Genomic DNA, 25,018 nt, shown 5'->3' with positions numbered 1-25,018 from the left:
GCCACCTCGGACAGCAGCGTCACCTGCGCCACCCCCAGCCGCTCGGCGACCAGCGCCGGCACGATCCCGGCCGTGCCGTCGGTGGAGGCCATACCGGAGACNACCAGGTCGAAACCGGCCTTCTCGATCGCCTTCGCCAGCACCAGCGAGGTCCCGATCGCGTCCGTGCCGTGCAGATCGTCGTCCTCGACATGGATCGCCTTGTCCGCACCCATCGACAACGCCTTGCGCAGCGCGTCCTTCGCGTCCTCGGGACCCACCGTCAACACGGTGATCTCCACGTCGTCATCGGAGTTCTCCGAGATCTGCAGCGCCTGCTCCACCGCATACTCATCCAGCTCCGACAGCAGCCCGTCCACATCATCACGATCGACGGTCAGGTCATCGGCGAAGCGCCGGTCGCCGGTCGCATCCGGCACATACTTCACGGTGACAACGATCCTCAAGCTCACGCCGGCTCTCCTACTGCAATCGTCTTTTACTGGGCAGCCTTGCTTCTGCGGCTGAAAACGCCTTGTTGCAGGCAGCATAGGCGCCTGAAGCGGACTCTTCCGGTCGGGGCGGCCCGCGCTCCGAACGAAATATTACTCGTCAGTACACCCAGATCCTGCCCACTAAGCAAGCGCTTTGAACTGTGACCTTGCCAACGCTCCGTAATCGCCCGGAGCTGGGAACTCTCAGTCGCGCAACGCGTTGAAGCGCCCCTGGTGGTAGAGGAGCGGACGCCCGGCTCCGGCCGGGTCCCCGCACACCGCCTCGGCGAGCACGATCCGGTGGTCCCCCGCGGGTACGCGTGCGATCACCTTGCAGACCATCCAGGCCAGTACGCCGTCCAGGATCGGGACCCCTTCGGGCCCTTCGGACCAGCGGGTGGGCGCGCCGAAGCGGTCGGCTCCGCTGCGGGCGAACGTGGCGGCGAGGTCGGCCTGGTGGTCGCCGAGTATGTGCACGCCGACGTGCGCGGCCTCGGCGATGGTCGGCCAGCTGGACGCGCCGACGCCGACACCGAAGGAGACGACCGGAGGCTCGGCGGAGACCGAGGTGAGGGAGGTGGCGGTGAAACCGACCGGGGCGGCACCCGCCGCCGTGATCACCGCGACGCCCGCGGCATGCTGCCGGAACACCGAGCGCAGGAGGTCGGGGCCGGCGGGCAGGGCGGAGCGCAATTCGGGCGTGACCGTCATGGAGTTGTCCTTCTGCGGGAGGGGCCGAGCGGGGTCCGTGGGTGCGTCAGACGACACGACAACGGGCGCTCGAACAGCGCGCGAGGTCGACATGGACCCGCTGGTAGAGAAGGATTTCCTGCGGCATAGGGTCAGACTGACGATACGTGGCGCGTGCAGTCAAGTGCGTTCCGTCATCTGGGAGATGCGTCACCCCGACCCCTGGCGGTGACGGCATCACACGGCTTCGCCGAGGGCCGCGATGACGTCCGCCTTGCGCGGCTGGCCCGCCGCCCGGCGGACCTCGCGTCCGCGCGCGTCCAGAACGAGCACGGTCGGCGTCCTGGCGATGCCCACGGCGCGTACGAGGTCGAGTCGGGCCTCCGCGTCGATCTCGATGTGCGAGACGCCGGGGACCATCGCGGCGACCTCGTCGAGCACCCGGCGGGTGGCCCGGCAGGGTGCGCAGAACGCACTCGAGAACTGGACGAGCGTGGCCCGCTCCCCCAGGTCGTCGCCCAACTCCTCGGCCCCGAGCGTCACTTCGCCCACGGTCACCCCTGTCCTCCTTTGTCCCTCGCCCGTTCGTCGTCTCCGGTACAGCGCTCAAACGTCTCTGCACATTCCGGCCAACGTGACCAGGATCTCGCGCGCCACCGGAACCAGGACTGGCCACCCGGCCGTTCTTGGGGCACGATCTGCGCAAGCCGCAATACCTACGGCTCCGTAACTTACCGCCGGGAAAGCTCCCACCCACAGCATTCCCCAGGCACTTCAGAAGGGTCCTCCCTCTCCATGGCAGAGCTCGTCTACCGTCCGGTCATCGGCGCCGCCCTCACGTTGTTCAAGGCGCTCGACCTGAAGATCGACTGCAAGGGCTCGGAGAACATTCCGCGCTCGGGCGGTGCCGTCCTGGTCAGCAACCACATCAGCTACCTGGACTTCATCTTCGACGGCCTCGCCGCGCTGCCGCAGAAGCGCCTGGTCCGCTTCATGGCCAAGGAGTCGGTGTTCCGTCACAAGGTCTCCGGGCCGCTCATGCGCAGCATGAAGCACATCCCGGTGGACCGCGCCCAGGGTGAGCACGCGTACCAGCACGCCCTGCAGTCGCTGCGCGCGGGCGAGATCGTCGGGGTCTTCCCGGAGGCGACGATCTCGGAGTCGTTCACGCTGAAGAGCTTCAAGACGGGTGCCGTGCGTCTCGCGCAGGAGGCGGGGGTGCCGATCGTCCCGATGGCGCTCTGGGGCACGCAGCGGCTGTGGACGAAGGGGCGTCCGCGCAACTTCAAGCGGGACCACATCCCGGTCACGATCCGGGTGGGCGAGGCGATGGAGGCCGCGTCCGACCAGTACGCCGGTGCGATCACGCGCCGACTGCGCGGGCGCGTCCAGGAGTTGCTCGAGGCGGCCCAGCGCGCCTACCCCGTGCGCCCCAAGGGTGCGAACGACACCTGGTGGATGCCGGCCCACCTCGGCGGCACGGCCCCGACCCCCGAAGAGGTCAAGGCCTCCGAGGCCCGCTGAGACCGCGGGCCGCGCGACAGCGGCGCGAGCCGGTCAGACCGCCGCGTGCAGGGTGATCCGGGCGCCGGGGCTGAACTTCTCCAGGAGTTCGGCCAGTTCGGCGCCCGCCGCCTCCAGTCCGGCGTGCTCGCCCATGCCCTCCAGGAGGAACAGGGCGTTGGTCGAGGTGTCGGTGAGGCGGGTGCGGGTGCCCTGGCGCCAGTTCCAGCGGCGGCAGGTGACGCCTTCGTCGTCGCACCAGACGACCTCCCCCGCGTCCGGGTGCTCGACCGTCGGCTCGCCCGCCGCGACGGTCACGAAGTCCTCCGCGCCCGTGGCCCTGATGAGCCGCATCCCGCCCTTGATGTGATCGAGGTCCTCGCCGCCGACCGGGATCAGATGGGCGACGCTGATCGCGTTGTAGACGTCGACGAGGGTGTTGATCCGCGGCAGCCCGCCGTCCGCGAGAGCCCTCTTGGCGAGCGCCTCCGCGGAGTTGCGGGTGCGGTTGGGCTTCGCCCCGAAGGCGGTGTAGGCCGCGCGCCAGTCCGTCATGTGCGGGTCCTCGTGCGGCGCGCGCCCGTCGAGGCGTGCGGCCAGTCGGCGCGCGGCGTCGTCGAGCAGGGCCGACGTCCCGTCCGTGCTGGGCGTGTTGACGAGGTCGTACGCCTCGACGGCGATGTGGTGGAACGCGGGCGCGAGCGCGCGGACGTCGTCGGCGACGGTGAGCTGGAGGGCCATGACCTGCCTTAAACAGTGAGCGAGTCGGGGAGGTTCTCCCAGAGGTACGGGCGGTCCGGCGCGCTGCGCAGCACATCGAGCACCGCCGGATCCGGTACATCAAAGAGTACCGGATAGTCCAGCTCACTGGACTGAGGGTCGGGCACCCAGGCCAGCCGCTCCCCTTCCAGGGAGAACTGCGCGTCGACCCCCGGCTTGTTCCCCCGCACATCTTGCCGATGCCATGCGCCGTGGAACCGTACGGCGATCAGGCCGTGCAGGCACCAGCCCGTCCCGGCGTCGTGCGTCAGCCGCTGATAACAGATGGCCGCGGGGATGTCCTCGGCGCGCAACAACGCCACCAGGGCGTGCGCCTTCGCGTGACAGATGCCGGTTCCCTGCTCCAGAACGTCCGAGGCGCGCCAGGTGACCCGCATGTCGCCGCTGTCCGCGGAGTGCGGAATGGTGTCCCGCACGTACTCGTAGGCGGCCCTGGCGTATGCACATGAGTCGGCGGAGTCCTCGGCGAGCCGCCCCGCCACCTCCCGGACGAGCGGATGGCGATGATCGATGACGTCATCGGCCGCCAAGTAGGCGGACAGATCAGGGTTTTGCTGGATCAGCTGCATGGCACGCGAGCATAGGGATGCGGCCGACCGCCAGTCAATGACTTTACGGTCGACCGCATATCTATGCACACGCTAGCGTGCCATCTCCTCCTTGAGGGCCGCGACGAATCCGTCGACGTCCTCCTCACGCGTGTCGAAGGCGCACATCCAGCGGACGTCACCGGCCGCCTCGTCCCAGAAGTAGAAGCGGTAGTGCTTCATCAGGCGTTCGGAGACGTCGTGCGGGAGGCGGGCGAAGACGCCGTTGGCCTGGACGGGGTGGAGGATCTCGACGCCGTCGACGGCCCGCACGCCTTCGGCCAGGCGCTGCGCCATCTCGTTGGCGTGCCGGGCGTTGCGCAACCACAGGTCCTTGGCGAACAGCGCCTCCAGCTGCACCGACACGAACCGCATCTTGGACGCGAGCTGCATGGACAGCTTGCGCAGGTGCTTCATGTGGCGCACGGCGTCCTGGTTGATGACGACGACGGCCTCACCGAACAGCGCGCCGTTCTTGGTGCCGCCGAGCGAGAGGATGTCGACGCCGGCCGCGTTCGTGAACGTACGCATCGGCACGTCGAGGGAGGCCGCCGCGTTGGATATCCGGGAGCCGTCGAGGTGCACGACCATGTTCCGCTCGTGGGCGTGGTCGCAGATCGCGCGGATCTCGTCGGGCGTGTAGAGCGTGCCCAGCTCGGTGGACTGGGTGATCGAGACGACCTGCGGCATCGCGCGGTGCTCGTCGTCCCAGCCGAACGCCTGCCGGTCGATCAGCTCGGGGGTGAGCTTGCCGTCGGGCGTGGGCACGGTGAGCAGCTTGAGGCCGCCCATCCGCTCCGGTGCGCCGCCCTCGTCCACGTTGATGTGCGCGGACTCGGCGCAGATCACCGCGCCCCAGCGGTCGGTGACCGCCTGGAGCGCGACGACGTTGGCGCCCGTGCCGTTGAAGACCGGGAACGCCTCGGCGGTCGGGCCGAAGTGGCTGCGGATGATCTGCTGGAGATGGGCCGTGTAGTCGTCCTCGCCGTACGCGACCTGGTGCCCGCCGTTGGCGAGGGCGAGGGCCGCCATCACCTCGGAATGGGCGCCCGCGTAGTTGTCGCTCGCGAAGCCCCGGGTGGCGGGGTCGTGACGCCTACGGGCATCGGTTTTCGGAGGATTCACGGCTTCTCGGTCAGCCACAGGCGGGTCCCGTTCACTTCGGCGGCGGGCTTGTCCCAGACACCGACGATGGCCTCGGCCAGCTCCTTGACGTCCGTGAAGCCCGCGAACTTCGCGTTGGGGCGCTCCGCGCGCATCGCGTCGTGCACCAGCGCCTTCACCACCAGGATCGCAGCCGCCTGCCGCGGCCCCGCCTCGCCCCCCGCCTTGCGGAAGGCGTCGCCGAGCGCGAGCGTCCACGCCTCGGCGGCGGCCTTGGAGGCGGCGTACGCGGCGTTGCCCGCGGTGGGCTTGGAGGCTCCCGCCGCGCTGATCAACAGGTAGCGGCCCCGGTCGGAGCGGCCGAGCCCCTCCTGGAAGGCGAGCGAGGTGTGCTGAACGGTACGGATCAGGAGCTTTTCCAGCAGGTCCCAGTCGGCGAGGTCGGTCTCGGCGAAGGAGGCGCTGCCGCGCCAGCCGCCGACGAGGTGGACGACGCCGTCGACGCGGCCGAAGTCCTTCTCGACGCGGCCGGCCCAGTCACGGGTCGCGTGCAGATCGAGGAGGTCGACGGTGTCGCCGATGACGGTGGAGCCGCCGTGCGCGTAGCGCGCCTCGTCGACGGCCTCCGCGAGCCGCTCCGGGTCCGCGTCGGCCCCGACGACGGTGGCACCGGCCTCCGCGAGCCGCTTGAGCGTGGCACGCCCGGCGGGGCCCGCCGCTCCGGCGACCGCGATCACGGCACCGCTCAGCGTGTCCCTGGCTTCGTTGGTGTCGGTCATGGCAGTCGCCTCCTGCTCGCTGTGGCTCACGCGGCGACCTGCTCGGTGCCCGCCGCGGTGATGCCCTTCGTCGAGGCGATCACGTTCTTCAGCTTCTTCGAGAGGGCCTCATAAAACATGCTCAGCGGAAACTCGTCCGGAAGCACCTCGTCGACGAGCTTGCGGGGCGGCAGGCTCGTGTCGAGGGCGTCCGGACCCTTGGCCCAGCGCGAGCCCGGGTGCGGCGCGAGATACGTCGAGACCAGGTCGTAGGCGGCGAACCAGTGCACGAGCTTCGGGCGGTCGATGCCGTCGCGGTACAGCTGCTCGATGTCGCCGCACAGCTGGTTCGTGACCTCGGGGGCGCGCTGCCAGTCGATGTGCAGCTTGTTGTCGGTCCAGCGGACGACGTCGTGCTTGTGCAGGTACGCGAAGAGGAGCTGACCGCCGAGACCGTCGTAGTTGCGCACCCGCTCGCCGGTGACCGGGAAACGGAACATGCGGTCGAAGAGCACGGCGTACTGGACGTCGCGGCCCTGCGGGACGCCGTCCGCCTCCAGTTTCACGGCCTCCTTGAAGGCGGTGAGGTCGCAGCGCAGTTCCTCCAGGCCGTACATCCAGAACGGCTGGCGCTGCTTGATCATGAACGGGTCGAAGGGCAGGTCGCCGTGGCTGTGGGTGCGGTCGTGGACCATGTCCCAGAGCACGAACGCCTGCTGGCAGCGGTCCTGGTCGCCGACCATGTCCTGGATGTCGTCGGGCAGCGCGAGGCCGAGGACGTCGACGGCGGCCTCGGTGACGCGGCGGAAGCGGGCCGCCTCGCGGTCACAGAAGATGCCACCCCAGGAGAATCGTTCCGGCGCCTCGCGCACGGCGATGGTCTCGGGGAAGAGGACGGCCGAGTTCGTGTCGTAGCCGGAGGTGAAGTCCTCGAAGGTGATGCCGCAGAAGAGGGGGTTGTCGTAACGGGTGGCCTCCAGCTCGGCGAGCCAGTCGGGCCACACCATCTTGAGCACGACGGCTTCCAGGTTCCGGTCCGGGTTGCCGTTCTGCGTGTACATCGGGAAGACCACCAGGTGCTGGAGGCCGTCCCGGCGGTGGGCGGCGGGCTGGAACGCGAGGAGGGAGTCGAGGAAGTCGGGCACCCGGAAGCCCTCGTCGGCCCAGCGGCGCACGTCGCGCACGAGCGCGTCGAGGTACGCGGCGTCCTGCGGCAGCAGCGGCGCGAGCTGTTCCACGGCGGACACGACGCGGTCCACGGCGAGCTCGGCGTCGGACTTCGCGGGGGCGTTCTCGGCGTCGAAGTCGATGGACCCGTCCGCCTCCTGCCAGGTCCTGATCTCCTCCACGGCATCCTTGAGCACGGGCCAGGCCGGGTGCTCCACGACCCTGTCGCCCACCACTCGGACCGAAGGAATATTTCCCTCCGCGCCAGCCTGCACAAGAATTTCCGTCATGTCTCTTCCTCCACGGGAGAACCTCGCGTAAGGACACCGTATGCGTGCGAGGTTCTCCGCCACAAGGGGAGACTCCGGAAATTATCCTGCGCGAACCCCCGTTTCGCCGTCGTTTTTCCTGTCTCGCCCACTCGAAACGATGACCTGGACCACATCGGCCACGGCCCTGCGAGCGTCGTCCAGGAGCTCGGGGAAGCCGAAGAAGCCGTGGAACATGTCCGGGAAGTGGCTCTCGGTGACGGTGCCGCCGGCGTCCCTCAGCGCCTTCGCGTACGCGCGGCCCTCGTCGCACAGGGGGTCGCAGCCGGCGGTGACGACGTGGGCGGGCGGAAGGCCGGCCAGATCGTCGGCGAGGAGCGGTGACACACGGACATGGGCCGGGTCGCCCTCGGGGCCGAGGTACTGCTCGCGGAACCAGGCACAGTGAGCTGCGGTGAGGAAGTATCCGGCGGCGTTGGTGTCGAACGAGCCGGTCTTCCGGCGGGCGTCGGTCGCGGGGTAGACGAGGATCTGGCGGGCGACGGCGGGCCCGCCCTCGTCGCGTGCGATCTGGGCCACGACGGCGGCGAGGTTCCCGCCCGCACTGTCCCCCGCGACGCTCAACGCCCGCGCGTCCGCGCCGAGTTCGGGCGCGTGCGCCGCGACCCAGCACAGTGCGGCGTACGCGTCGTCGACCGCGGCGGGGAAACGGTGCTCGGGGGCGAGCCGGTAGTCCACGGACACGACGACGGCGCCCGCGTCGCGGCACAGGGCGCGGGCGGTGTGGTCATGACTGTCGAGGTCGCAGATGACCCAGCCGCCGCCGTGGAAGAAGACGACCACAGGGCACGGGCCGGGCGCCGCTTCCGGCCGGTAGATCCGTACGGGGATCGCGGGCGCCCCGGCCGGCCCCGGTATCTCCCGGTCCTCGACCGCGCCCACCACGGGCGCGGGGAACGGCGACGCCGGCGCGGCCGCGAGGATCCGGCGGGCTTCGGCTGCGTCGGTGACGGTGCCGCCGAGGTCGGGGAAGACGGCGGACATGGCGTCCACCAGGGGACGGGCCTGCGGGGCGAGACGGTCCGGGGTGGCCATGGCGACTCCTTCAGCGTGTGTGTCGACTGACGGTGGGCGGGGGGGCTGGTCGTCAGCCCGCAGAGCGACCGCGCTCTCCTACTCCTGCCGTCGAAAGTGCGGGATCACCGTCTCGCCCCACTGCCGCAAGGTCTCCAGGCAAGCCGCTTGCGGCACCGTGCCCATCTGGATCAGGCACATGATCTCGTCGGCGCCGGCGTCCCGGAGGCGTTCGACGTAGGCGATGGCGTCCGCGGCAGTGCCGTACGCGTGGTCCGCGTTGAAGGTGGCGGTGGCGTTCGGGCGGACCGGGATCTGTTGCTCGTGCAGGCGGGCCACGACCTGTTCCGCGGCCTTGCGCATCTCGGCCGCCTCGTCGGTCCCGTCGACGACCGCCTCGTCGGGGATGCCCGCGCCGCCGTACCAGTGGCCGATGGACTGGGCGAAGAAGCGCTGGCCGCGGATGCCGATGGCACGGGCCGTCTCGCGGTCGTCCAGGACGATCGTGGGGCACAGCACCGAGAAGTGGTCGTTGACCACGGAGGAGACGAGGCGTTCCGGGGTACGGTCCGCGATCGCGGTGTCGTAGACGCGGCGCATGTCGGCGATCGCGTCCGGGCCCGCGAAGCCCATCACCAGTGCGCCGACGCCGAGTTCGGCCGCCTGGCGGAGTGTCTCGGTGCGGCTGCACGCCAGGAAGAGCGGCGGGTGCGGGGTCTGGGCCGGGCGCGGCAGGATCGGGTGCGGGTCGATGTCGAGGAGCGGGCCGTGGTGCTCCAACTCCTCCTTCTCCCACGCCTTCCCGATGATCCGCAGCGCCTCCTCGACCTCCTGGGTCGTCCGGTCCTTGTCGACGCCGCACAGGGACGTCTCCTGCAGCGTGCCGCCCCGCCCGGCCCCGAGGTCGAGCCGTCCGCCCGACAACAGGTCGAGCGTGGCGGCGCGTTCGGCGACGCGGGCGGGGTGGTTGAAGCGGAACGGCATGCAGACGACGCCGTGCCCGACACGGATGCGGGAGGTGCGGGCCGCGACCCAGGTCAGGAAGATCTCCGGCGCGGACATGTGCGCGTACCACTTGAGGGAGTGGTGCTCCACCGCCCAGATCCGGTCGAACCCCATCTCCTCGGCGAGGACGGCCTGTTCGACGCAGTCGCGGAAGAGCTGGTGCTCACGGTCGACGGTGGGGTCGGCCAGTTGCGCCTCGAAGATGACGGAGAACTTCACGTTCCCTCCCGGGAGTTGAGCCTGGGTGGTGGAGCATCGCCTCCATATGCCTAATAGGTATATGACGAGTCGTCAGAGATAGGAAGAGGAAGGGGTGCGGGAGTTCAGCCGGCCGCGAGCAGGTCCAGCGTGTCGACGACCCGGTTCGAGAAGCCCCACTCGTTGTCGTACCAGGCGACGACCTTGACGTGACGGCCGTCCACGCGGGTCAGGGCCGAGTCGAAGATCGACGATGCGGGGTTGCCGACGATGTCGGAGGAGACCAGGGCGTCCTCGCTGTACTCCAGGACACCGGCGAGCGGGCCGGCCGCCGCGGTGCGGTAGGCCGCCAGGACCTCGTCGCGGGTCACGTCGCGGGCGACCGTCGTGTTCAGTTCGACGATCGAGCCGACCGGGACGGGGACGCGGATCGAGTCGCCCGAGAGCTTGCCGTCGAGGTTCGGCAGGACGAGGCCGATCGCCTTGGCGGCGCCGGTCGTCGTCGGCGTGATGTTGACGGCGGCGGCGCGGGCGCGGCGGGCGTCGCGGTGCGGGCCGTCCTGGAGGTTCTGCTCCTGCGTGTAGGCGTGCACCGTGGTCATGAAGCCGTGCTCGATGCCGGCGAGTCCGTCGAGGACCGCCGCGAGCGGGGCGAGGGCGTTCGTGGTGCAGGACGCGTTCGACACGATCGTGTGGACGGCCGGGTCGTACAGGTCCGAGTTGACCCCGTAGGCCAGGGTGATGTCGGCGCCGTCCGACGGGGCGCTGACCAGGACCTTCCTGGCGCCCGCGTCGAGGTGGGCGCGGGCCGCCTTCGCCGAGGTGAAGCGGCCGGTGGACTCCAGGACGATGTCGACGTCGAGCGCGGCCCACGGCAGGTTCGCGGGTTCACGCTCGGCCAGGACCTTGATGCGGCGGCCGTCGACGACGAGCGTGTCCCCCTCGGCGGACACCGGGCGGCCGAGGCGGCCTGCCGTCGAGTCGAAGGCGAGCAGGCGGGCAAGAGCGGCGGGCTCGGTGAGGTCGTTGACGGCGACGACCTCCAGGGAGCTGTCGCGCTCCAGCAGGGCGCGCAGCACGTTGCGGCCGATGCGGCCGAATCCGTTGATGGCGATGCGGGTCATGTGCGGGTTCTCCCGTCGGTACGGAGTGTCCGAGGTGCCCGGGGTGTTCCGGACTCCTTCAGACTCGCCCGCCGCGGGCGCCGCCGACAGCGGCGGGATCGCCATGGTTCGCAAGGATCCCGCCAGCCCCTTGCGGGGCGCGCTACTCGCCGCGGGCGAAGGTGCGCCGGTACTCGGTCGGGGTGGTGCCGAGGATCCGCTGGAAGTGCAGTCGCAGGTTCGCGCCCGTGCCGAGCCCGACGTCGGCGGCGATCTGCTCGACGGCGAGCTGCGAGCGTTCGAGGAGTTCGCGGGCGAGGTCGACGCGGGCCCGCATCACCCACTGCATCGGCGTGTACCCGGTGTCCTCGACGAAGCGGCGCGAGAACGTGCGCGGCGACACGGCCGCGTGCTCGGCGAGCGCCTCCAGGGTGAGGGGTTCGCCGAGCCGGCGCAGCGCCCATTCGCGGGTGGCGGCGAACCGTTCGCCGAGCGGTTCCGGGACGCTGCGGGGCACGTACTGCGCCTGGCCGCCGCTGCGGTAGGGGGCCGCGACCAGGCGCCGGGCCGCGTGGTTGGCGGCCGCCACGCCGAGGTCGCCGCGCAGGATGTGCAGGCACAGGTCGATGCCGGACGCGGCGCCCGCCGAGGTCAGGACGGTGCCCTCGTCGACGAAGAGGACGTTCTCGTCGACCCGGACGTGCGGGTACTGCTCGGCGAGGGCCTGGGTGTAGTGCCAGTGGGTGGTGGCGCGTCTGCCGTCGAGCAGGCCGGTCGCGGCGAGGGCGAAGGCACCCGTGGAGATCGCGGCGAGCCGTGCGCCCCGCGTGTGCGCGCCGATCAGCGCGTCGACGACCGTGCGCGGCGGGGCCTCCCGGTCCGGGTGCCGGTAGCCGGGCACGAAGACGATGTCGGCCCACTCCAGCGCTTCGAGGCCGTGGGCGACGGCGTAGGAGAGGCCGTCGCCGCCGGTGACGAGGCCGGGTGCCGCCCCGCACACCCGGACCTCGTACGGCATGCTGGCGCGCTTCGTGAACACCTGCGCCGGGATGCCGACGTCCAGGGGCTTTGCCCCTTCGAGGACGAGGACGGCCACGCGGTGCGGTCGGGGGGAGGCTGGCACGGGCACGAGGGTACGGGCCCGCCGTCCCACCTGCGCGGGAGGACGCCGCCGGGCCCTCTAGGCTGGCCCCGCCCCTCCCCCAGAACCGAGCCCAGGAGTTCCCCGTGTTCGACGCCGCGCCGCCCGCCTACCCGTACAGCGACGACCCGCAGGAGACCCACCCGCTGCTCGCGCCCGTGCTCGGTCTGCTCGGCACCTGGCGCGGTCGCGGTCAGGGCGAGTACCCCACCCTCGACAGCGACTTCAGGTACGCGCAGGAGGTCACCTTCAGCCACGACGGCCGGCCCTTCCTGCGCTACGAGGCCCGGGCCTGGCTGCTCGGCGCCGACGACGCGCCGCTGCGGCCCGCGGCGCGGGAGAGCGGCTGGTGGCGGCTGCAGCCCGACGGCCGGGTGGAGGCGCTGATCACGCAGCCCACCGGGATCGCGGAGATCGCGGTCGGCACGGCGGACGGCACCGTGATCGACCTGGCGACCGAGGACGTGGCGCTGACGCCGACCGCCAAGCAGGTGGAGGCGACCCGGCGCCGGTACACCCTCGCCGATGCCGACACGCTCGACTTCGTCCACGAACTCGCCGCGGTGGGGCAGCCGTTGCAGCACCACCTGACGGCGCGACTGCGGCGCACGAAGTAAGCGCCGCGCGTCAACCTCGCGCCGGGCGCGCCCACGCCCGGGTGACATGGCCGGATACGGAGGCCGCCGGACGGTAGGACGGTCCGCGTCCCCGTCCCGCCCATCTGGGAGCGCCACGCCAATGAGCACTCGCGCCGTCCTTGTCGCCGCCCTCGTCACCGGTCTGCTCCTCGGGGTGGTGGGTACCCGGGCGGACGACTCCGGCCACCCGCGCCGCCATGGCTCCGTCGCGGAAGCGGGCCGTTAGGCTGCGAGGCGTGTGACGTGGGTACGTAAGCGCGTGACAGCAGAGCCGCCGTCGACGGAAGCGAGACCGCCTTGAACTTCCTCACCATCGGGCATCGCGGAGCCATGGGTGTCGAACCCGAGAACACCCTTCGATCCTTCGTCGCCGCCGAGCGGGCGGGACTCGACCTCATCGAGCTCGACCTGCACCTGAGCAAGGACGGCGCCCTCGTCGTCATGCACGACGCCGACGTGGACCGCACCACGGACGGCACCGGCCCGATCGCCGAGCAGACCCTCGCCGAGCTGCGCACGCTGGACGCGGGGCGCGGCGAGCGGATCCCCGTCTTCGAGGAGGTCCTGGACGCGGTGGCCGCACCGCTCCAGGCGGAGATCAAGACCGTCGCGGCGGCCCAGGCCCTCGCCGAGGTGATGCTGCGCCGCGATCTGGTGCACCGCGTCGAGGTGATCTCGTTCCACGACGAGGCGGTCGCCGAGATCGCGCGCCTGGTGCCGGGGGTGCGGACGGCGCTGGTCGCGAGCCGCTACGGCACCGATGTCGTGCAGCGGGCCGTGGCCGTGGGTGCCACGACCCTCGTCCTGAACATCCGCCGCCTCACCCAGGAGATCGTCGAGCACGCCCGCAAGGCGGACCTCAGGATCATCGGCTGGGTCGTGAACACCCAGGACGACCTGCGGCTCGTCCGCGCCCTCGGCCTGGACGGCGCGACCACGGACTACCCGGAGATCAAGCGGACGGGCCGGTTCACCGCCTAGCTCAGGCCAGCGCCTTGACCAGCAGCTCGAACCGCAGGTCGGCGCGCTGCGGGATGCCGAAGCGCTCGTCGCCGTACGGGAAGGGGGTCATCTCTCCCGTACGGCGGTAGCCGCGGCGCTCGTACCAGGCGATGAGCTCGTCCCGTACGGAGATCACCGTCATGTGCATCTCGCGCACACCCCACGTCGCGCGTGCCCGGCGCTCGGCCTCCGCGATGATCTCCTTGCCGAGTCCCGCGCCCTGGAGGGCCGGGCTGACCGCGAACATCCCGAAGTAGGCGGCCTCGCCGCGGTGCTCCAGTTGGCAGCAGGCGACGAGCGCGCCGTCGCGCTCGACGGTCAGCAGGCGGCTGTCGGGGTCCTTGATGACGGTGAGCACACCCTCCGGGTCGGTGCGCTGCCCCTGGAGGATGTCCGCCTCCGTGGTCCAGCCGGCGCGGCTGGAGTCTCCGCGGTAGGCCGACTCGATGAGCGCCACGAGTGCGTCGGCGTCCGCCGGGGCGGCGTCACGGTAGGTCAGGGCGGCGGTCATGGAGGACTCTCCGATCTCGTGCGGGTGAGGGCCTGTCGGCGCCGTCGAGGTTAACGCGGCGGCACTACTGTGCGTCGGCATGGTTCACGTACTGAGCAGCAGGGTTCTGATCCGTCCCGTCGATCCCGAGCGGTCGCGGACGTTCTACGGCGACGCGCTGGGGCTCGCCGTCTACCGCGAGTTCGGCACCGGGCCCGAGCGGGGCACCGTGTACTTCCTCGGCGGCGGCTTCCTGGAGGTGGCGGGCCGGGCCGAGGAGCCGCCCGTCCCCCATCTGAAGCTGTGGCTGCAGGTCGCGGACGTGGCGGGGGCCCACGAGGAACTGGTGGCGCGGGGCGTGGACGTGCTGCGCGAGCCGGTGCGGGAGCCGTGGGGGCTCGTCGAGATGTGGATCACCGATCCGGACGGGCACGAGATCGTGCTCGTGGAGGTGCCGGAGGACCATCCGATCCGATACCGGCCGGGGATCTGACCTGTCTCGACTCTCTCCGAGGGACGGAGGCACTTCCTCACTGGTGACCGGCGCGCCTGGCTGAGGGATCTTCCTCCCGTTCGACCCCCGCTGACGTGCGGCGACCCGCAGGAAGCCGGAGGATGGCGCTGATCCGGGGATTCGGCGGCGCCGATCCGGATATACGCAAGACCGGCACTGGCCCTTCGCAGTCCAGCTCAGGAGAGATCCGAGATGACCGCTCCCCGGAACACGAACGCACCCCGCACCTCGAAGGTGCCGCGGATCCTGATCGTCGGCGGCGGATTCGCCGGGATGGAGTGCGCGCACAAGCTGGAGAAGGAGTTGAAGCCCGGCGAGGCCGTCCTCAAGCTCATCAGTCCGATGGACCATCAGCTGTATCTGCCGTTGCTGCCCCATGTGGCGTCCGGTGTGCTGACCCCGCAGTCGGTGGCCGTTCCGCTGCGCCGGATGCTGCGGCGCACCGCGATCGTGCCGGGCGGCGCGGTCGGCGTCGACCCGAAGGCCAAGGCCGTCGTCGTGCGGAAGATCAGCGGTGAGGAGATCGTCGAGCGCTACGACCATCTCGTCCTGACCCCGGGCAGTGTGACCCGCCAGTTCGACATCCCGGGCGTCGACGAGCACGCGGTCGGCGTGAAGACCCTCGCCGAGGCGGCCTGGATCCGCGACCACGTCATCGCGCAGCTGGACCTCGCGGCGGCGACCTCGGACCCTGCCGAGCGGGAGTCGCGGCTGCAGTTCGTCGTCGTGGGCGGCGGGTACGCGGGCACCGAGACGGCCGCGTACCTGCAGCGGCTGACGACGTCCGCCGTGAAGCGCTACCCGGGGCTCGATCCGGCGGGCATCAAGTGGCATCTGGTGGATGTGGCACCGAAGTTGATGCCGGAGCTGGGCGACCGGCTCGGCGACAAGGCCATGGCGATCCTGGAGAAGCGGGGGCTGCACGTGTCCCTCGGGGTGTCGGTCGCCAAGGCCACCGAGACCACCGTGACGCTCACCGACGGCCGTGAACTGCCCTGCCGTACGTTGATCTGGACGGCCGGTGTCGCGCCGAGTCCGCTGGTCGCGACCCTGGACGCGGAGACGAACCGCGGGCGGCTCGTCGTCACGCCGCAGCTGACCGTGCCCGGCCTCGACGGGGTGTTCGCGCTCGGTGACGCGGCGGCCGTGCCCGACGTGGTCAAGGGCGGCGACGCGATCTGCCCGCCGACGGCGCAGCACGCGATGCGGCAGGGCTGGGCGGCGGCCCGCAATGTGCTCGCCGCGGTCCGGGGCAACCCGCTGACGCCCTACCGGCACAAGGACCTCGGGCTCGTCGTCGACCTCGGCGGCATCCAGGCCGTGTCGAAGCCGATGGGGGTGCAGCTGACCGGGCTGCCCGCGCAAGTGGTCGCGCGCGGCTATCACTTGGGGGCGCTGCGGACCCTGACGGCCCGTTTCCGGACAGCGGCGAACTGGGGGCTCAACGCGGTCGCGGGCGACGACTTCGTACGCACCGGATTCCAGCGGCACCGGCCCGCGACGCTCAAGGACTTCGAGATGACGGACGCGTATCTGTCGCCTGAGCAGATCCATGCGGCGGTCAGCGCGCAGGTCGCGGGGCGTGCGATGACGCCGCAGCGGCCGGACCTGCCGATCGCCCAGCTTCCGGAGTAGCCGCGGGCGCCGGCGGCATTGCGGCGCGGGTCGGTGAGTTGGCGTGGTCGAGGTGGGCCGCCCGGGAGGAGAGAGACTCGGCGTCGGGGGCAGGGGTTCAGTCCTCCCCCGTGCCCTCCTTGTCGCCCCGGTCGTCGTCGACTCGGTGGTCGCGCGGCCGACCGGGGTCGTCCTCGCGCCGCTCGTCGCCCCCGCGCCGGCGCCGTACGCGCTCGGTCATCCCGCCTGCGATCCTGCCCGTCACCGATCTGGCGCGGTCGAAGGTCTCGTTGCCGAGGCGTCTGGCGGCGTGGACGCCGTCCGCTCCGGTGCCGAGCGCCTTGTCCCTCGCCTGTGCGACCGCGTCCGCCCACCGCCTGGCGTCCGCGGACTGTCGGTCGCGCTCGATCCCGAGGCGTCCGTGGAAGTCGACGACATCGACCGCGATCCGGTTGCTCGACCGCACCACGGCCGGGGACGCGGTCGGATGCAGCAGCACCTTCGTGTTGGCCGTGCCGACCGCCGCGTCCATACGGATCATCAGACGCTCGGTGCTGCGCGAGATGAGTTCCATCCGGTTCTGCCGAGCGGCCCGCAGTCCGAGTCGGTGCTGGTCCAGCTCCTGCGGAGACGCGTCGAGCACGCGGTCGAGCTCGAGCACGGCGATCGCGTCGTGGAGCTGGAGGCAGCGCGCCAGAACGGCGAGCCACTCCCGAACGGCGAGCTCGGCCTCCTTGGCCGCCTTGGCGAGGTCGGCGACTTTGGTCTTCTGCTCCAACTTGTCCGCCAGACCTTCGAGTTGACGCATCGCGTAGGCCTGGGTCCGCGCGATCGTCGTGGCCGTGTTCTGCACCTTCGACCACGTGACCTCGGAGACCCGCCCCACCTGCTCGCGGACGGTCAGGGCCTCCTCGATGACGAGGCCCGCTCCGATCATGTCCGCCAGCACCGCGTCCTTCTGCGCGCTGAGGATGTCGTCGACCTTCTCGTCGATCGCCGCGAGGTAGTCGGTGATCTCGTCCATGGTCTGCTGCATCGCGAGCTGCGCCATGAGCCCCGCTGCGCCGGCCAGGACGGCCGGGTTGGTCAGGAACGACCTGGGCGTCCGCACCACTTCGAGCAGCCCTTTGATCTTGCCGTTCTCCGTCAGCACGGCACGGCCGGCGCCCTCGTGCGACCCCTTCATCAGCGAGTGCTTCTTCATCGCTTGCGCGGACTGTTCGGTCAGCTTCACCCAGCGCCCCGAGGCGGCCGCGACCTCGGCCCCTGTCCGGGTGGCCGTGGCCCCGGCGCCGAGAGCGGATCCGAGCCTCGCCAGCCCGAGGTCCTTCGAGGGGAGCCCTTCGGAGACGAGGAAGCGCTCGACCGCCGCGTGGCTTCCGATGACCGCCAGGCCGTCGCCGTCGCTGATCAGCTGAATGTCGTCATCCATCGTCGGCTCCTGGAGCGGTTCTTCGCAGGTGAGGGCGGGGGGCCTGCCCGACGCTACCTTCGCCGGTTCCGGCCCGACTCCGTTCCGCGAAAAGCGAAGACACCTCCCGAGAGGGGCGCGGAGCCGCGCGGCCTGCCCGCCTCTACCCCCGGGCCCCGCCCAAGCGCCCTTCCAACTGCAACAACAGCTCCCCCAACAGCCCGGCGAGTTCACCGCCCCGGCCACCGTCGAGCCCCGCCAGCACGGACGCCTCGTACGCGAGCTGCCGGGGCAACAGCTCGTCGACGAGCACCCGCCCCTCTTCCGTGAGGCTCAGGTGCGAGACGCGCCGGTCCCGGGTGTCCCCGCGTCGCGCCACGAGGCCCCGCTCCTGCAACTGCTTGAGCCGCTTGGTCACCGCGGCCCCGGACGCGAACGTCTCCCGTGCCAGGTCCCCGGGCGTCAGCTCCCGCCCGGTGCGCCGCAGCGTGCCCAGCAGATCGAACTCCGGCCGGGTGAGGCCCGCGTGCCGCAACGGCGCGTCCTCGGCCTGCTGCAGCAGCGCGGCACACCGGTTGATGCGCCCGATGATCTCCATCGGGCCCGTGTCGACGTCGGGGCGCACGGCCTGCCACTGCCGTACGACCGCCGACACGGTGTCGGCCACCGTGTACGGCTCCGCGTCCGCGCCCTGCTCCGTGCTCATACCTGCCCGACCGGCCCTTTCTCCCTGCCCCGCCTACCCGAGGCGGGCCCCGCACGTGTCGCCGGGACCGTCCGTCCCGGCACCCTCAGTCTCGCCGACGGAACCGGACTCCTGCCTGCGCACCGTCGCCGCGAGCGTACGGTGCCCGGCCCGCTCGGCCGCGAGCACCCGCTCCTCGGGGAGGGCGCGCTGCCACCATTCGCCGGCGGCGGTGTCCACGGCGGCCCGCAGTTCCACCAGGGACGCGGCGAGGCGGCGGCGTGCCCCCTCCAGCGTCCCGGCGCCGTGCGCGAGCACCCGCTCGGCCGCCTCCTGTGCCGCCTCGCTCTCGGCGAGGGCCCGCTCCAGATGGTCGCCCGCGCGCCGGTTCGTGACGACGACGGCGGCGAGGACTCCGAGCGCCGCTCCGACCAGCGTGTCCACGACCCGGTCCGTGATCAGTTCGCCCGCCTCCTGGAACCGGGCGAACTCGGTGACGAGAAGCGCCATCGGCGTCACGCACAGGCTGCCGAGCCAGTAGTTGCGGGTGATGAGCGCCTCGGCGCCGAAGCTGAAGGCGAGGCAGAACAGGACGAGGGCGGCCTGGCTGCCGTGCGCGACCGGCGCGATGGCGGCGAAGACGAGCACGCCCGCCAGGTTTCCGACGACGCGCTGCACGCCGCGGCTCCAGGTCAGCGTGACGTTGGCCTGGTAGAGCGAGGCGGCGGTGACGAGCGCCCAGTAGGGACGTCCTATCCCGAGCGCGAGCGACGCGTATCCGGCGAGGGCGCACCCCACGAACGTCCGCAGCGCGACCGGCAGCACCGGCGAGCCGGGCCCGATCCGCCGCCACAGGGACGGCTTCGCCTCCGCGGCGGCCGCGAACTCGGCGTCGATGCCGAGCAGTTCGTCCTCGCCCTCGGCGACGGGCCTGGGCCGCGGTACCGCGCCCGCGCCGCGCAGCCCGGCCGCCCAGCCGCGCAACTGCGCCGCGTCGGCGTCCCCGGGTGCGGCGATGGCCACCTCGGCGCGCACCACGAGCCGGGCGAGGGCCCGGCGGGCGGCGTCGCCCCGTCCTCCCGTGCGCTCTCCCGTGCGCTCCCTCGCGAGGTCCTTCGTGAGGTCCTTCGTGAGCTCGCCCGTGGCGAGCAGTGACTGCCAGGCGGCGTGCACGGCTGCCGCCGCTCCTCCGCGGGCGGCCGCGTGATCGGGCCGCTCCGCGCAGGCCGCGGCCGCGTTCAGGGCCCGGGCGACGGCCCGCCGCTCCGGCCCGTGGGGGCGTACGAGCACGGGCGCCATGCCCACGATCCAGGCGACGGCACCCGCGCCCGCGGTGAGGGCGAGATGGCCCGGCACATCGCCGAGCCGCTGCGGGGCGAAAAGGGAGGCCGAGCTGATGAACGTAAAGATCAGATGCCCGGGCGGCCCGATCCGTGTCGCGTCGCACACCGCTTTCTGCGTGGCGGCGAGCACGGCCCCGACCGCGACGAGCACCGCGACGGACGTGGTCAGCGAGGCGGTGACCAGCGCGATCCCGACGCTCGCGAACATCCCGGCGACGACCCAGGCCAGAGCCCGGGCGCGGGCGGCGTACGGAAGGTTGTGCGCATACAGGGCGCAGAACGAACCGGCCATCGTGTACATCACGAGGTCGAGCCGGCCGAGGACGAGCAGCGTCACGTTCGGCACCGCGGCGGCCACGACCACGCTGGTGGCGGGCTTGAACCAGATGTCGGACGGCTTGTTGGGACGCAGCACCCCGGCCAGCGGAAGGCGTCGCGCGAACGCGGAACGGTCGGACGCGGTACGGGACGGGCTCGGGGTCGGACCAGGGGGCACGCTACTCATACAGAAACATTAACAGGTGTTTTACTCGTAAAACACCAAGCGTGCTTCCCTGCGCCTCCTTAAGCCCCCGCCCGCCCGGGCATCTCCTCGGCGAAGGCCCACTCAGGCAAGGGGGACCAGGGTGCACGGACCACTGTCGGCCGCTTGGCTGCTCGTCGCGCTGTGCGCGGCGACCGGCGCGTACTGCCTGCTGCGCATGCGCAGCGGCGTGGAGGAACAGCGGCACACGGCGGGCGGCGAGGCCCTGATGGGCTTCGGCATGGCCCTCATGGCGGTCCCCGCCGCGGTTCTCACCCCGCCCCGCTGGGCCTGGATCCTCTACGCGGTCGTGTTCGGCGCGGCGGCCCTGCGCGCCCTCTGGGCGTCCCGCACCGGGCCCGCACACCACCTGCACCACCTTGTGGGCGCGTTCGCGATGGCGTACATGGCCCTGGCGATGGCCGCCCGTCCCGCGGCCCACGCCCACCACGGAGGCGGCATGGGCGCCCCTGTCCTGACCGGCCTCCTGCTCGTCTACTTCACGGCCTACGTCCTGTGGTCGGGCACCCGCCTGGTCCCGGTGACCGCCACCGCGGGCGCCCCCGCGTCCGGCGGCTGGGGCGACCGCCCGGAGCTGGCGCGGGCGTGCCGGCTCTCGATGGGGATCGGGATGCTGGCGATGCTGCTGGCCATGTGAGGGTGCCGCCGATGCCCCGTTTCACGGGTGAACGAAACCGTGTCGTACGTCACTTGGCGCGTCGGGGCATACCCCCGGGTAGCGCGGGCTCATAGGGTGACGGTCATGACGGTCCCCGTAGCGCTGTTGCTGCTCGGCGCTCTCGCCGCTGTCGTCGCCCCGCGTCTCCTCGCGCGCGCCGACTGGCCCGAGCGGGAGCCGATCGTCGCGCTGTGGGTGTGGCAGTGCGTGGTGGCGGGTGTGTTGTTGTGCTGCGCCCTGTCCATGACGCTGAGCGCGGCCGCCGCCTGGCAGGCCGTGCGCGGCCACGTGTTCGCCCCGGCGCCGCACTCGGTGGTGGACGCGTACGGGCTCGGCGCCACCGAGCCCTGGGCCGCCGCCGTCGCCGTGACACTGGCGCTCGGCGGGGCGTGGACGGCCGCGATGCTGGTGCGCGAGGTGCATCGGGCGCGGGCGCGACGCCGCCGGCGCAGGGCCGAACTCCTGGTGCGCGCACCGCTGTTGCCGGGCGAGGAGCCGGGCTCGGACCGGCTCGTGGTCCTGGAGGGCGAGCGGCCCGACGCCTGGTGGCTGCCCGGGCAGACGCCTCAACTAGTCATCACCACAGCGGCGTTGCGTCGCCTGAAGGGGCGTCAGCTCGATGCGGTGCTCGCACACGAGATGGGGCACGCGCGGTGGCGGCACGACTGGCTGCTGCACTGCTCCGGTGCCCTGGCGTCCGGCTTCCCGCAGGTTCCGGTGTTCGCCGCGTTCCGCGACGAGATGCACCACCTCGTCGAACTGGCCGCGGACGACGTCGCGTCGCGCCGCTTCGGCCGGCTGACGATCGCGCTCGCCCTGGTCGAGCTCAACGAGGACCGCGGTGTCTTCTCCGGCCCCTGCCCCACGCCGCAGGCCCACGTCCCGCAGCGGGTCCACCGGCTGCTGGCGCCTCCGTCCCGGCTCACTCCGGCCCGGCGCCTGCGTCTGACTGCGGCGGCGGCGCTCGTCCCCCTCGTGCCGCTCCTCGTGACGTTCGTGCCCGGACTGCGCGCCCTGGGTTAGCCGGATCCGGTGCTGGCCCGGCCCCCGTCCCATGAGCGAGGATCCCCCTATGCACTCGGCACGGCCCGCTTCCTCGTCCAGCACCCGCACCGGCCGTCGCGGCCCGCTCGCGATCCCCCTGCTCATCGTCCCCCTCACCCTCCTCGCCGCCCTGTTCCTCCTGCTCCTGGCGCTCGTCGCGGCCCGTTGGAGCCCGCTGATGACGCTGGACACGGACATCGTCCGCTCCCTGCACACCGAGGCCGTCGACGCGCCCGACGTCACCCACGTCCATCGCGTCCTCTCGGACTGGGTGTGGGACCCGTGGACCATGCGCCTCGTGTGCGCGGCGGTCGTCGCCGTCCTGGCATGGCGGCTGCGGGACCGGGTGCTCGCGGCCTGGGTGGCCGCGACCTGTCTGGTCGGCACGCTCCTGCAGCAGGCCCTGAAGGCGGCGGTCGACCGGCCGCGCCCGGTGTGGCCCGACCCGGTGGACTCGGCGCACTACGCGGCGTTCCCCTCCGGGCACGCGATGACGGCGGCCGTCGTCTGCGGCCTCGTCCTGTGGCTGCTGCGTCGGCACGGCGCCGGGCGCGCCCTGTGGCGCACGGCGCTGGCCGTGTCCGTCGTCTCGGTGCTGGGCGTCGGGCTGACCCGGCTGTGGCTCGGGGTGCACTGGCCGTCGGACGTCGTGGGCGGCTGGCTGCTCGGCGCGCTGACCGTCGTGGCGTCCGCGACCGCGTACGAGAAGTGGTGGGCCTCCCCCAGTCGCCCTTGACCAGCGACTTCCGCCGCGCGGAGGATCGGGCGCATGACGATCAAAGCCGTGCTCTTCGATTTCTCCGGAACCCTGTTCCGCATCGAGTCCACCGAGTCGTGGCTGCGCGCCGCGCTCGCCGCCACCGAACTGACCCTGCCGGACGACGAGTTCGGGCGCGCGGCCGCACGTCTCGACGAGGTCGGCGCCCTGCCCGGCGGCGCGCCCCACCACATCGAGGCCCCCGCCCATCTGGCCGAGCTGATGGCGGTGCGCGACGTGGACGCGGAGCGGCATCGCGCGGCGTACACCGGCCTCGCCCGCGAGGTGCCGCTCCCCGACGAGCGCCTCTACGACGCCCTGTACGAGCGCCACATGACTCCGGCCGCCTGGCGCCCGTACCCCGACGCCCTCGACGTCCTGTCCGCGCTGGGCGAGCGCGGCGTCCCGGTGGGCATCGTCAGCAACATCGGCTGGGACCTGCGCCCCGTCTTCGTCGAGCACGGGCTCGACCCGTACGTCGACACGTACGTCATGTCGTACCGCCATGGGGTCCAGAAACCGGACGCCCGCCTGTTCACCGCCGCGTGCGAGGCGCTCGGGGTGGCGCCGGGCGACACCTTGATGGTCGGTGACGACCGGCGCGCGGACGCGGGGGCGGCGGCGGTCGGCTGCGCGCTGCACTTCGTGGACCACCTGCCGGTCACCCAACGCCCGGACGGACTAAGGCCGTTGCTCGACCTGATCTGACCCGGCGCACGCACCCGCCGCCCGCGCCGCTCCCCTCACCCTGCACGGAGGGGCCGTTCACCGCCACGCGGGCCGCGGAACTCACCGGCAAGTCCGTGGCCAGCTGCTCGTACCACCTGCGGATGCTCGCCAAGTACGGGCTGGTGGAGGAGGCGGAGGGCGGCGCGGGCCGGCAGAAACCGTGGCGGGCGACAGCCCGCTACACCGACTGGCGGGACGTCGACAGCGACGCCGCCGAAGCCCTCAGCGTCACGATGGCCGAGCGGTACTTCGAGCGGATGACGGAGGCCCTCGAAACCCGTCGGCGACTGCCGCGCGAGTGGCGCGAGGCGGAGCAGTTCGGCGACGACGTCGTCCATCTGACCCCGGCCGAACTCGCCGACGTGACACGGCAGTTCTCATCGCTCCTGGAGTCCTACGACCATCGGTCGGACGACCCGTCCCAGCGCCCGGAGGGTGCGGAACCGGTGACCGTGCTCCGCGTCGCCTTCCGTAACCGCAGAGAGGAGGACCCGTCATGAATCACCCGGACATCCACGGCTACGTCCATGCCGCCCGCACCGCCGAACTGCGCGCGCAGGCCCGCGCCCACCGGTTGCGCCGGACCGCACGCGCCGATCGCCCGGCCCACCCCACCACCTCGGTCCGCAACCGCCTCGGCTGGCTCCTGATCGAAACGGGCCTGCGCTTCCTGCGGCCACCGACGGTGCCGCGCCCGGTGGAGCACTGAGGAGCCCAGGTCAACCGGCCAGCCTCTCCAGCCAGGGGTGTCCGGGGTGCGCCAACCCCAGCCATTCGCCGAGGACTTCACGGCGCGTCGCGTCCAGCAGGGGGAGCACGCCCTCGAAGTCCGCCCGATCCTTGGGACGTGCCGCCTTCGCCTTGAACAGCAGCACGATCTCGGGGATCAGGTACGGCACGCCGTCCGGCGTCCGCTCGACGATCGCGTCGTAGGGCAGCCGCAGCCGCACGTCGCGGCGGCAGATCCAGGTCCCGCCGTCGTGCGGCTCCCGGAAGACGTCGAACAGGAACTGCCCGCTCGCCGGATCCCGCGCCCAGGTCTGGTGCGTGGCCGCCAGCACGTCGGCCCCCGCCCTCGGCCAGACCAGCCCGGACCCCACCGCGTCGAACGCGTACTCGGCAAAGCGGTCCCGCACCTCCGGAAATCCCGCCGTGGGCACCGCGATCTCCAGGTCACCGTGGGGCCGCGACCGCTCCCCGCGGAACAGGTCCAGCGCCCACCCCGCCGCGACACACCACGGCACCCCGACCCCGTCCAGCCGCTCGGCGACCTGCTCCGGCCGCCAGGCGTGCGCCCACCGGGCCACGAGCTCTTCGTCCCCGATCCAGGTACCGCCGGGCGGGAGGGGTTCGGTCATCGGCACAACGTACGCCGTGGTCGTCGCGGATTCCCCAGGATTTCGGCTGCACGCGCCACTGTCGGCCCTGTCGATTCCCCTGCTCGCACGGCGATCGCGCGCCGCTCCGGATGCGATCCCCGCGGGCCCTTCGTAGCGTGGCAGCACCCCACCACGAAGGAGTGACCATGGGCGAGAACGCGATGGACAAGGCCAAGGGCAAGGCCAAGGAGATGCTCGGCAAGGCCAGCGGCAACGAGCGGATGAAGACGGAAGGCAAGGTCGACCAGGCCAAGGCCGACGCCGAGAAGATGCGCGACAAAGCCAAGGACAAGGTCGAAGGCGTCCGCGACTCACTGACCGACCGGGACTGACGCTCCTCGCACACAGGGCAGACCCC

The 25,018-nt window shown here is 71.7% G+C and carries 30 protein-coding genes; 13 read left to right on the top strand and 17 right to left on the bottom strand.

Going from position 1 to position 25,018, the window contains the following annotated elements; genetic code table 11:
• From B072_RS0135400 to B072_RS0135390, 3 genes are all read right to left on the bottom strand, one after another.
• A partial coding sequence (locus tag B072_RS0135400; RefSeq protein ID WP_018534722.1) for a hypothetical protein occupies positions 1-452 on the bottom strand: 452 nt, incomplete at its 3' end.
• A gap of 225 nt (positions 453-677) precedes the next feature.
• Entirely contained in the window at positions 678-1,184 is a 507-nt protein-coding gene (locus B072_RS0135395) for a flavin reductase family protein (protein ID WP_018534721.1), read from the bottom strand.
• 216 nt (positions 1,185-1,400) lie between these two features.
• Positions 1,401-1,721 (bottom strand): TlpA family protein disulfide reductase, encoded by a 321-nt coding sequence (locus tag B072_RS0135390; RefSeq protein ID WP_018534720.1) that lies wholly within the window; start codon positions 1,719-1,721, stop codon positions 1,401-1,403.
• A gap of 237 nt (positions 1,722-1,958) precedes the next feature.
• On the opposite strand from B072_RS0135390, the gene B072_RS0135385 reads away from it, so the two are divergent.
• Positions 1,959-2,687: a lysophospholipid acyltransferase family protein gene (locus B072_RS0135385; RefSeq protein WP_018534719.1), complete on the top strand. Its 729-nt coding sequence runs from the start codon at positions 1,959-1,961 to the stop codon at positions 2,685-2,687.
• A 33-nt stretch (positions 2,688-2,720) separates the two neighbouring features.
• Here the strand turns inward: B072_RS0135385 and B072_RS0135380 are convergent, their stop codons facing one another.
• The 9 genes from B072_RS0135380 to B072_RS0135340 form a co-directional block, all read right to left on the bottom strand.
• On the bottom strand, positions 2,721-3,407 hold the full coding sequence (locus tag B072_RS0135380) for a B3/4 domain-containing protein (RefSeq protein ID WP_018534718.1): 687 nt from the start codon (positions 3,405-3,407) through the stop codon (positions 2,721-2,723).
• 8 nt (positions 3,408-3,415) lie between these two features.
• Entirely contained in the window at positions 3,416-4,015 is a 600-nt protein-coding gene (locus tag B072_RS0135375) for a transglutaminase-like domain-containing protein (RefSeq protein WP_018534717.1), read from the bottom strand.
• A gap of 72 nt (positions 4,016-4,087) precedes the next feature.
• Positions 4,088-5,158, bottom strand: a complete 1,071-nt coding sequence (locus tag B072_RS0135370; RefSeq protein WP_026246633.1) for a threonine aldolase family protein — start codon at positions 5,156-5,158, stop codon at positions 4,088-4,090.
• Positions 5,155-5,916, bottom strand: coding sequence for an SDR family NAD(P)-dependent oxidoreductase (locus B072_RS0135365; RefSeq protein WP_018534715.1), 762 nt, complete (start codon positions 5,914-5,916; stop codon positions 5,155-5,157). Before B072_RS0135365 ends, B072_RS0135370 begins: the two co-directional genes overlap by 4 nt.
• 26 nt (positions 5,917-5,942) lie before the next feature.
• Complete coding sequence (locus B072_RS0135360) at positions 5,943-7,352, bottom strand: DUF6421 family protein (protein ID WP_026246632.1); 1,410 nt, start codon at positions 7,350-7,352, stop codon at positions 5,943-5,945.
• An 81-nt stretch (positions 7,353-7,433) separates the two neighbouring features.
• A complete protein-coding gene (locus B072_RS0135355; RefSeq protein ID WP_018534713.1) occupies positions 7,434-8,426 on the bottom strand; it encodes an alpha/beta hydrolase in 993 nt (330 codons plus the stop codon).
• A gap of 78 nt (positions 8,427-8,504) precedes the next feature.
• The gene (locus B072_RS0135350) at positions 8,505-9,629 is read right to left on the bottom strand and encodes an LLM class flavin-dependent oxidoreductase (protein ID WP_018534712.1); all 1,125 of its coding nucleotides are present in this window, start codon (positions 9,627-9,629) and stop codon (positions 8,505-8,507) included.
• Positions 9,630-9,733: 104 nt separating this feature from the next.
• Positions 9,734-10,732: a type I glyceraldehyde-3-phosphate dehydrogenase gene (gap, locus tag B072_RS0135345; protein ID WP_026246631.1), complete on the bottom strand. Its 999-nt coding sequence runs from the start codon at positions 10,730-10,732 to the stop codon at positions 9,734-9,736.
• A gap of 142 nt (positions 10,733-10,874) precedes the next feature.
• Positions 10,875-11,834, bottom strand: coding sequence for a GlxA family transcriptional regulator (locus tag B072_RS0135340; protein WP_420707606.1), 960 nt, complete (start codon positions 11,832-11,834; stop codon positions 10,875-10,877).
• A gap of 104 nt (positions 11,835-11,938) precedes the next feature.
• Here B072_RS0135340 and B072_RS0135335 point away from each other — a divergent pair, with 104 nt between their 5' ends.
• From B072_RS0135335 to B072_RS0135330, 3 genes are all read left to right on the top strand, one after another.
• Positions 11,939-12,469, top strand: coding sequence for an FABP family protein (locus B072_RS0135335; RefSeq protein ID WP_018534709.1), 531 nt, complete (start codon positions 11,939-11,941; stop codon positions 12,467-12,469).
• 121 nt (positions 12,470-12,590) lie between these two features.
• Complete coding sequence (locus B072_RS49720; RefSeq protein ID WP_267880644.1) at positions 12,591-12,716, top strand: hypothetical protein; 126 nt, start codon at positions 12,591-12,593, stop codon at positions 12,714-12,716.
• Between the two features lie 71 nt (positions 12,717-12,787).
• On the top strand, positions 12,788-13,471 hold the full coding sequence (locus B072_RS0135330) for a glycerophosphodiester phosphodiesterase (RefSeq protein ID WP_018534708.1): 684 nt from the start codon (positions 12,788-12,790) through the stop codon (positions 13,469-13,471).
• A 1-nt stretch (position 13,472) separates the two neighbouring features.
• Here the strand turns inward: B072_RS0135330 and B072_RS0135325 are convergent, their stop codons facing one another.
• Positions 13,473-14,003 (bottom strand): GNAT family N-acetyltransferase, encoded by a 531-nt coding sequence (locus B072_RS0135325; protein WP_018534707.1) that lies wholly within the window; start codon positions 14,001-14,003, stop codon positions 13,473-13,475.
• A 79-nt stretch (positions 14,004-14,082) separates the two neighbouring features.
• Here B072_RS0135325 and B072_RS0135320 point away from each other — a divergent pair, with 79 nt between their 5' ends.
• A complete protein-coding gene (locus tag B072_RS0135320) occupies positions 14,083-14,475 on the top strand; it encodes a VOC family protein (protein WP_018534706.1) in 393 nt (130 codons plus the stop codon).
• A gap of 213 nt (positions 14,476-14,688) precedes the next feature.
• Positions 14,689-16,131, top strand: coding sequence for an NAD(P)/FAD-dependent oxidoreductase (locus B072_RS0135315; protein WP_018534705.1), 1,443 nt, complete (start codon positions 14,689-14,691; stop codon positions 16,129-16,131).
• Between the two features lie 97 nt (positions 16,132-16,228).
• Here B072_RS0135315 and B072_RS0135310 read toward each other — a convergent pair whose 3' ends face one another.
• From B072_RS0135310 to B072_RS44840, 3 genes are all read right to left on the bottom strand, one after another.
• On the bottom strand, positions 16,229-17,542 hold the full coding sequence (locus tag B072_RS0135310; protein ID WP_018534704.1) for a hypothetical protein: 1,314 nt from the start codon (positions 17,540-17,542) through the stop codon (positions 16,229-16,231).
• A 142-nt stretch (positions 17,543-17,684) separates the two neighbouring features.
• The gene (locus B072_RS0135305; protein WP_018534703.1) at positions 17,685-18,227 is read right to left on the bottom strand and encodes a MarR family winged helix-turn-helix transcriptional regulator; all 543 of its coding nucleotides are present in this window, start codon (positions 18,225-18,227) and stop codon (positions 17,685-17,687) included.
• Positions 18,228-18,260: 33 nt separating this feature from the next.
• A complete protein-coding gene (locus B072_RS44840) occupies positions 18,261-20,054 on the bottom strand; it encodes an FUSC family protein (RefSeq protein ID WP_078506685.1) in 1,794 nt (597 codons plus the stop codon).
• 121 nt (positions 20,055-20,175) lie between these two features.
• Between B072_RS44840 and B072_RS0135295 the strand changes: the two genes are divergently transcribed.
• The 6 genes from B072_RS0135295 to B072_RS0135270 all read left to right on the top strand — a co-directional run bounded on the left by B072_RS0135295 (position 20,176) and on the right by B072_RS0135270 (position 23,990).
• Complete coding sequence (locus B072_RS0135295; RefSeq protein WP_018534701.1) at positions 20,176-20,730, top strand: DUF5134 domain-containing protein; 555 nt, start codon at positions 20,176-20,178, stop codon at positions 20,728-20,730.
• A gap of 105 nt (positions 20,731-20,835) precedes the next feature.
• A complete protein-coding gene (locus B072_RS0135290; RefSeq protein ID WP_018534700.1) occupies positions 20,836-21,774 on the top strand; it encodes a M56 family metallopeptidase in 939 nt (312 codons plus the stop codon).
• Between the two features lie 49 nt (positions 21,775-21,823).
• Positions 21,824-22,531, top strand: a complete 708-nt coding sequence (locus B072_RS44835; protein WP_043245277.1) for a phosphatase PAP2 family protein — start codon at positions 21,824-21,826, stop codon at positions 22,529-22,531.
• A 33-nt stretch (positions 22,532-22,564) separates the two neighbouring features.
• Positions 22,565-23,260 carry an HAD family hydrolase gene (locus tag B072_RS0135280; RefSeq protein WP_018534699.1) on the top strand — a complete coding sequence of 232 codons (696 nt, stop codon included), beginning with the start codon at positions 22,565-22,567 and terminating at the stop codon, positions 23,258-23,260.
• The gene (locus B072_RS44830; protein ID WP_324603842.1) at positions 23,182-23,781 is read left to right on the top strand and encodes a winged helix-turn-helix domain-containing protein; all 600 of its coding nucleotides are present in this window, start codon (positions 23,182-23,184) and stop codon (positions 23,779-23,781) included. Before B072_RS0135280 ends, B072_RS44830 begins: the two co-directional genes overlap by 79 nt.
• On the top strand, positions 23,778-23,990 hold the full coding sequence (locus B072_RS0135270; protein ID WP_018534697.1) for a hypothetical protein: 213 nt from the start codon (positions 23,778-23,780) through the stop codon (positions 23,988-23,990). Before B072_RS44830 ends, B072_RS0135270 begins: the two co-directional genes overlap by 4 nt.
• Before the next feature lie 10 nt (positions 23,991-24,000).
• On the opposite strand, the gene B072_RS0135265 is transcribed toward B072_RS0135270, so the two are convergent.
• Complete coding sequence (locus tag B072_RS0135265; RefSeq protein ID WP_018534696.1) at positions 24,001-24,639, bottom strand: nucleotidyltransferase domain-containing protein; 639 nt, start codon at positions 24,637-24,639, stop codon at positions 24,001-24,003.
• Between the two features lie 167 nt (positions 24,640-24,806).
• On the opposite strand from B072_RS0135265, the gene B072_RS0135260 reads away from it, so the two are divergent.
• Positions 24,807-24,992: a CsbD family protein gene (locus tag B072_RS0135260; RefSeq protein WP_018534695.1), complete on the top strand. Its 186-nt coding sequence runs from the start codon at positions 24,807-24,809 to the stop codon at positions 24,990-24,992.
• Positions 24,993-25,018 lie beyond the last annotated feature (26 nt).

Origin of the sequence: Streptomyces sp. HmicA12 (assembly GCF_000373565.1) — a bacterium.
Lineage (GTDB): Bacteria > Actinomycetota > Actinomycetes > Streptomycetales > Streptomycetaceae > Streptomyces.
Note: the sequence above shows the minus strand (reverse complement) of the source record. Positions and strands in the feature narration are given on the sequence as shown.

What these genes read in the sequence shown, in the direction of transcription:
- B072_RS0135280 (WP_018534699.1), top strand. Translation starts at nt 22,565, where the DNA reads ATGACGATCAAAGCCGTGCTCTTCGATTTCTCCGGAACCCTGTTCCGC.
- B072_RS0135365 (WP_018534715.1), bottom strand. Translation starts at nt 5,916, where the DNA reads ATGACCGACACCAACGAAGCCAGGGACACGCTGAGCGGTGCCGTGATC.
- gap (WP_026246631.1), bottom strand. Translation starts at nt 10,732, where the DNA reads ATGACCCGCATCGCCATCAACGGATTCGGCCGCATCGGCCGCAACGTG.
- B072_RS49720 (WP_267880644.1), top strand. Translation starts at nt 12,591, where the DNA reads ATGAGCACTCGCGCCGTCCTTGTCGCCGCCCTCGTCACCGGTCTGCTC.
- B072_RS0135320 (WP_018534706.1), top strand. Translation starts at nt 14,083, where the DNA reads ATGGTTCACGTACTGAGCAGCAGGGTTCTGATCCGTCCCGTCGATCCC.
- B072_RS0135380 (WP_018534718.1), bottom strand. Translation starts at nt 3,407, where the DNA reads ATGGCCCTCCAGCTCACCGTCGCCGACGACGTCCGCGCGCTCGCGCCC.
- B072_RS0135355 (WP_018534713.1), bottom strand. Translation starts at nt 8,426, where the DNA reads ATGGCCACCCCGGACCGTCTCGCCCCGCAGGCCCGTCCCCTGGTGGAC.
- B072_RS0135305 (WP_018534703.1), bottom strand. Translation starts at nt 18,227, where the DNA reads ATGAGCACGGAGCAGGGCGCGGACGCGGAGCCGTACACGGTGGCCGAC.
- B072_RS0135265 (WP_018534696.1), bottom strand. Translation starts at nt 24,639, where the DNA reads ATGACCGAACCCCTCCCGCCCGGCGGTACCTGGATCGGGGACGAAGAG.
- B072_RS0135375 (WP_018534717.1), bottom strand. Translation starts at nt 4,015, where the DNA reads ATGCAGCTGATCCAGCAAAACCCTGATCTGTCCGCCTACTTGGCGGCC.
- B072_RS0135315 (WP_018534705.1), top strand. Translation starts at nt 14,689, where the DNA reads ATGACCGCTCCCCGGAACACGAACGCACCCCGCACCTCGAAGGTGCCG.
- B072_RS0135395 (WP_018534721.1), bottom strand. Translation starts at nt 1,184, where the DNA reads ATGACGGTCACGCCCGAATTGCGCTCCGCCCTGCCCGCCGGCCCCGAC.
- B072_RS0135260 (WP_018534695.1), top strand. Translation starts at nt 24,807, where the DNA reads ATGGGCGAGAACGCGATGGACAAGGCCAAGGGCAAGGCCAAGGAGATG.
- B072_RS0135360 (WP_026246632.1), bottom strand. Translation starts at nt 7,352, where the DNA reads ATGACGGAAATTCTTGTGCAGGCTGGCGCGGAGGGAAATATTCCTTCG.
- B072_RS0135310 (WP_018534704.1), bottom strand. Translation starts at nt 17,542, where the DNA reads ATGGATGACGACATTCAGCTGATCAGCGACGGCGACGGCCTGGCGGTC.
- B072_RS44835 (WP_043245277.1), top strand. Translation starts at nt 21,824, where the DNA reads ATGCACTCGGCACGGCCCGCTTCCTCGTCCAGCACCCGCACCGGCCGT.
- B072_RS0135290 (WP_018534700.1), top strand. Translation starts at nt 20,836, where the DNA reads ATGACGGTCCCCGTAGCGCTGTTGCTGCTCGGCGCTCTCGCCGCTGTC.
- B072_RS44840 (WP_078506685.1), bottom strand. Translation starts at nt 20,054, where the DNA reads ATGAGTAGCGTGCCCCCTGGTCCGACCCCGAGCCCGTCCCGTACCGCG.
- B072_RS0135325 (WP_018534707.1), bottom strand. Translation starts at nt 14,003, where the DNA reads ATGACCGCCGCCCTGACCTACCGTGACGCCGCCCCGGCGGACGCCGAC.
- B072_RS0135385 (WP_018534719.1), top strand. Translation starts at nt 1,959, where the DNA reads ATGGCAGAGCTCGTCTACCGTCCGGTCATCGGCGCCGCCCTCACGTTG.
- B072_RS0135270 (WP_018534697.1), top strand. Translation starts at nt 23,778, where the DNA reads ATGAATCACCCGGACATCCACGGCTACGTCCATGCCGCCCGCACCGCC.